Below are 4,911 nucleotides of genomic sequence, written 5' to 3' on the forward strand. Positions count from 1 at the left end.
CACCGGCTGGTGCGGTACCTGCACCTGGCCGGGCGGGCGCCGCTCCCGGTCACTTTCGAGTGCGACGACCGTCCCCCGGCGTGCCTGAGCACGCCCGCCTGACCGGCCGACTTACCCTCGCGGGGTGATCCTGGGTTCCGCACGTCCCCGTGCCCGTCTGCTCTCCGCCGCCGTGGGGCCGGTGCTCGTGCTCGCCCTGGCCGCCTGCTCCGCAGGGACGTCCGGCGGCCCGGTGGCCCAGCCCAGCACGAGCAGCCCCAGCGAGTCACCGACTCCGTCGCCCACGCCCACCGAGGTGCAGCGGTCGCTGCTGTCGGGCCGGGCGGGAGCCAAGGACGGACCGGTGCTCGCGGTGAAGCTCGACAACACTGCGTTCGCGAACCCGCACTCGGGCCTGCAGCAGGCCGACGTGGTCTACGTGGAGGAGGTGGAGGGCGGGCTGACCCGGTACGCCGCGATCTACTCCAGCGAGATCCCCACGGCCATCGGGCCGATCCGCAGCGCCCGGATCACCGACATCGATCTGCTGGCCCAGTACGGAAAGGTGGCCTTCGCCTACTCCGGGGCGCAGACCAAGCTACGTCCGGTGATCGCCAGCGCGAACCTGTACGACGTCAGCGGCGACCGCGGCGCCTTCGGCTACTGGCGGCAGTCCGGCCGTCAGGCTCCGTACGACTTCTTCGGCAACGGGCAGAAGCTGCTGGCCCGGGCCCCGCAGGCTGCGGTCGCGCGGGACGTGGGGTTCCGGTTCGCCTCCGACGTGCCGGCCGGCGGGCAGCCGGTCATCCGGGTGGTCGCCAACTACCCGAGCGCCCGGATGGCGTTCACCTGGGACGCCGCCTCCAATCGCTGGCTGGTCGCCCTGGACGGCACCCCGGCCCGGGCCACCGAGGGCGGCGTGCTCGGTGGCACCACGGTGATCATCCAGTCCGTCCAGGTGGTGCCGTCGATCTACCACGACCACTGGAACGGCAACACGCCCATGTCGCAGACCATCGGGTCCGGCCCGGCCCTCGTGCTGCGCAACGGCCGGGCGTACAGCGTGACCTGGTCCCGGCCGAGTGCCGAGTCGGGCACGCACTACACGGTGGCCGGGCAGGACTTCCCGCTGGCGCCGGGCCAGGTGTGGGTGGCGCTGGTCAAAAGCACCCGGCCCGCGACGGTGACGCCGGTCCCGAAGCCGTCCGCGGTCGCTCCCTCCGCGTCGGCATCCGCCGGCTGAGCAGTAGGGCAACCGCGTCCGGCCCCCGTACCATGGGGGCGTACCCTGCCCGCACCGATCCTCCCGTGAGGTCCGCCGTGTCCAGCCCGACCCAGCCCGACAGCAAGCAGCCCGCCAGCCCCGAGATCGGCACCGCGCGGGTCAAGCGCGGCATGGCCGAGATGCTCAAGGGCGGCGTCATCATGGACGTCGTCACGCCGGACCAGGCAAAGATCGCCGAGGACGCCGGTGCGGTCGCGGTCATGGCGCTCGAGCGGGTGCCGGCCGACATCCGGGCCCAGGGCGGCGTCTCCCGGATGAGCGACCCCGACATGATCGACGGGATCATCGAGGCGGTCTCCATCCCGGTGATGGCCAAGGCCCGGATCGGGCACTTCGTCGAGGCGCAGGTGCTGCAGGCTCTCGGCGTCGACTACGTGGACGAGTCCGAGGTGCTGACCCCCGCGGACTACGCCAACCACATCGACAAGTGGCAGTTCACGGTGCCCTTCGTCTGCGGGGCCACCAACCTCGGTGAGGCGCTGCGCCGGATCAACGAGGGCGCCGCCATGATCCGCTCCAAGGGCGAGGCCGGCACCGGGGACGTGTCGAACGCGGTCACCCACATGCGCACCATCCGGGCCGAGCTGCGTCGGCTGGTCGGTCTGCCGGAGGACGAGCTGTACGTCGCGGCCAAGGAGCTGCAGGCTCCGTTCGAGCTGGTCAAGGAGGTCGCGGCCGCGGGCAAGCTGCCCGTCGTGCTGTTCACCGCCGGCGGCATCGCCACTCCCGCCGACGCCGCGATGATGATGCAGCTGGGCGCCGAGGGTGTCTTCGTGGGCTCCGGCATCTTCAAGTCCGGCAACCCGGCTCTGCGGGCCGAGGCGATCGTCAAGGCGACCACCTTCTTCGACGACCCGGACATGCTGGCGAAGGTGTCCCGGGGGCTCGGCGAGGCCATGGTGGGCATCAACGTCGAGGAGATCCCGCAGCCGCATCGGCTGGCCGAGCGCGGCTGGTGAGCGCGCCGCTCGTCGGCGTCCTCGCCCTTCAGGGCGACGTTCGCGAGCACCTGCTGGCGCTCGAGTCAGTGGGCGCGCGGGGCCGTCCGGTCCGTCGTCCCAGCGAGCTGACCGACCTGGACGGCCTGGTGCTGCCCGGCGGGGAGTCGACCACGATGTCGAAGCTCGCGGTGGCCTTCGAGGTGCTCGAGCCGCTGCGCGCGCTGGTCCGGTCGGGGCTGCCGGCCTACGGCTCCTGCGCCGGGATGATCATGCTGGCGGACACCGTCCTGGACGGTCGCCCGGACCAGCAGACCATCGGCGGAATCGCCATGACGGTGCGGCGGAACGCGTTCGGCCGGCAGGTCGACTCGTTCGAGTCGGACCTCGACGTCGAGGGCGTCGACGGCGGGCCGCTGCACGCGGTGTTCATCCGGGCACCGTGGGTGGAGTCGGTGGGGGAGCAGGTGCACGTCCTCGCGACCGTCGCCGCCGGGCCGGCCGCCGGTAGGATCGTGGCCGTACGTCAGGAGCACCTGCTCGCGACCTCGTTCCACCCCGAGCTCACCGGGGACCCTCGGGTGCACGCGTACTTCGTTTCGATGCTCACCGACCGTGGGAGAGATCAGGCATGAGCGGCCACTCCAAGTGGGCCACCACGAAGCACAAGAAGGCAGCGATCGATGCCAAGCGCGGCAAGCTGTTCGCCAAGCTGATCAAGAACATCGAGGTCGCGGCCCGCACGGGAGGCGGTGACCCGGAGGGCAACCCGACCCTGTACGACGCCATCCAGAAGGCCCGCAAGACCTCGGTGCCGGCGGACAACATCGACCGTGCGGTCAAACGTGGCTCCGGCGCGGAGGCCGGGGGTGCCGACTGGCAGACGATCATGTACGAGGGGTACGGCCCGAACGGCGTGGCGTTTCTGGTGGAGTGCCTCACCGACAACCGTAACCGGGCGGCCTCGGAAGTCCGGGTGGCGATGACCCGCAACGGCGGCTCGATGGCCGACCCGGGGTCGGTGGCCTACCTGTTCACCCGCAAGGGCGTGGTGATCGTGCCGAAGACCGAGTCGATGACCGAGGACGACGTCTTGGGGGCGGTGCTCGACGCTGGGGCCGAGGAGGTCAACGACCTGGGCGAGTCGTTCGAGGTGGTCAGCGAGGCCGGGGACATGGTCGCCGTCCGCACCGCGCTGCAGGCTGCCGGCATCGACTACGAGTCGGCCGAGGCGTCGTTCCTGCCGAGCGTGTCCGTCCCGCTCGACGAGGACGGCGCGGCCAAGGTGTTCCGGCTCATCGACGCCCTCGAGGACAGCGACGACGTGCAGAACGTGTGGGCCAACTTCGACGTCTCCGACGAGGTCATGGAAGCCGTCGGCTGACCACCCGCTGAGGTCGGACGCCGCGGAACTAAGGCGGTCCGGCCGAGATCTGAGGTAGCCAGCCGGCCAGCCCTGGGCAGTCGACCGATCCGCGACCCGCCCCCTCAGCTCAACCCTGGAGTCACGGCAAGACCTGACCCAGGGAGTGACCATGAACAACTACTGGACCACCATCCAGCTGATCAAGGCGCGGGAGCGCGAGCTATCCCAGGCAGCCCGGTCGGCCCGGCGGGGCAGCGGCTTCGCGGCTGGCTGTGACCGCCTCCACGGCTGAAGCGTCGGTGCCAGGTGGCATCCTCGGAACCATGCCGCCGAGCCTGCTCAGCCCCGTCTTCGTGGGCCGCGACGCCGAGCTCGCCCGCCTGCAACAGGCGCTGGACGGCGCTGCAGCGGGTGAGCCGGTGGTCGTCGTCCTCGGCGGCGAGGTAGGGGTGGCAAGAGCCGCCTGGTGGAGGAGCTCGGCCAGCGGGCGAGCGCGGCCGGCGCCCAGCTCCTCGTCGGTGGCTGCATCGACCTCGGCGGCGACGGCATGGCCTTCGGGCCGTTCGTGGCGGCGCTGCGTGACCTGATCCGGCAGCGGGGCGCCGCGCAGGTCGCCGGGCTCGCCGGGGCGGGCTGTCCAACCGGCAGATCGGCGAGCGGCTGTTCATCAGCACCAAGACGGCGAGCGTGCACGTGTCCAACGTCCTGGCCAAGCTAGGGGTCGACACCCGGGGAGAGGCCGCGGCGCTGGCGCACCGGCTCGGTGCGTTCGACTGACCGGTGCCGAACGGCCCTGTCCGCGCAGTGATCGGAACGGCTACCGTATAAGTATGCACATCTCTGAATGGGATGACCTCGAGCGCGCGGGGATGACCGTTGCGTTCGAGTTGCGCCGGGCTCTCGACCAGGAGCCGGAGGCCAAGGCGGCGTTCTTCGCGGCCGAGTACGAGGCGCGGGCGCACCGGGCGAGGCCGACGGCGCGGCGCTGACGGCAGCGACGGCTCGCCCAGCGACCGGTCTGCGGCGCGTCCTCCCGGAGCAGCCTACCCGCGCGGGTTAGTATCCGAACACCTGTTCGGATCGGGAGGTTTGCTGGTGCGCGTGTTCGGGGTGGACCCTGGCCTGACCCGCTGCGGTCTGGGCGTGGTCGACGGAGTACCGGGGCGGCCGGTGACGTTGGTCGCGGTCAACGTGATCCGGACCCATCCGGACGACGACCTCGGCGTTCGGCTGGTCGCCATCGAGCGGGCGGTCGAGGAGTGGCTGGACCTCTACCAGCCGGACGTGCTGGCGGTGGAGCGGGTGTTCAGCCAGCACAACGTCCGCACGGTCATGGGCACGGC

At 71.3% G+C, this 4,911-nt stretch carries 8 protein-coding genes; all 8 read left to right on the forward strand.

What is annotated here, in order from left to right; genetic code table 11:
• Window positions 1-124: 124 nt before the first annotated feature.
• Entirely contained in the window at window positions 125-1,222 is a 1,098-nt protein-coding gene (locus VIM19_09215) for a DUF3048 domain-containing protein (GenBank protein HEY5185058.1), read from the forward strand.
• Between the two features lie 152 nt (window positions 1,223-1,374).
• Window positions 1,375-2,223, forward strand: coding sequence for a pyridoxal 5'-phosphate synthase lyase subunit PdxS (gene pdxS / locus VIM19_09220; protein ID HEY5185059.1), 849 nt, complete (start codon window positions 1,375-1,377; stop codon window positions 2,221-2,223).
• Window positions 2,220-2,837 carry a pyridoxal 5'-phosphate synthase glutaminase subunit PdxT gene (gene pdxT / locus VIM19_09225; GenBank protein HEY5185060.1) on the forward strand — a complete coding sequence of 206 codons (618 nt, stop codon included), beginning with the start codon at window positions 2,220-2,222 and terminating at the stop codon, window positions 2,835-2,837. The genes pdxS and pdxT overlap by 4 nt, the downstream gene beginning before the upstream one ends.
• Entirely contained in the window at window positions 2,834-3,586 is a 753-nt protein-coding gene (locus VIM19_09230) for a YebC/PmpR family DNA-binding transcriptional regulator (protein HEY5185061.1), read from the forward strand. The genes pdxT and VIM19_09230 overlap by 4 nt, the downstream gene beginning before the upstream one ends.
• Window positions 3,587-3,737: 151 nt before the next feature.
• On the forward strand, window positions 3,738-3,860 hold the full coding sequence (locus tag VIM19_09235) for a hypothetical protein (GenBank protein ID HEY5185062.1): 123 nt from the start codon (window positions 3,738-3,740) through the stop codon (window positions 3,858-3,860).
• A gap of 341 nt (window positions 3,861-4,201) precedes the next feature.
• Complete coding sequence (locus tag VIM19_09240; GenBank protein HEY5185063.1) at window positions 4,202-4,345, forward strand: LuxR C-terminal-related transcriptional regulator; 144 nt, start codon at window positions 4,202-4,204, stop codon at window positions 4,343-4,345.
• 53 nt (window positions 4,346-4,398) lie between these two features.
• A complete protein-coding gene (locus tag VIM19_09245; GenBank protein HEY5185064.1) occupies window positions 4,399-4,557 on the forward strand; it encodes a hypothetical protein in 159 nt (52 codons plus the stop codon).
• A 106-nt stretch (window positions 4,558-4,663) separates the two neighbouring features.
• On the forward strand, window positions 4,664-4,911 hold a 248-nt coding region (locus VIM19_09250), incomplete at its 3' end, for a crossover junction endodeoxyribonuclease RuvC (GenBank protein HEY5185065.1).

The organism is Actinomycetes bacterium, from assembly GCA_036510875.1.
GTDB lineage: Bacteria > Actinomycetota > Actinomycetes > Prado026 > Prado026 > DATCDE01.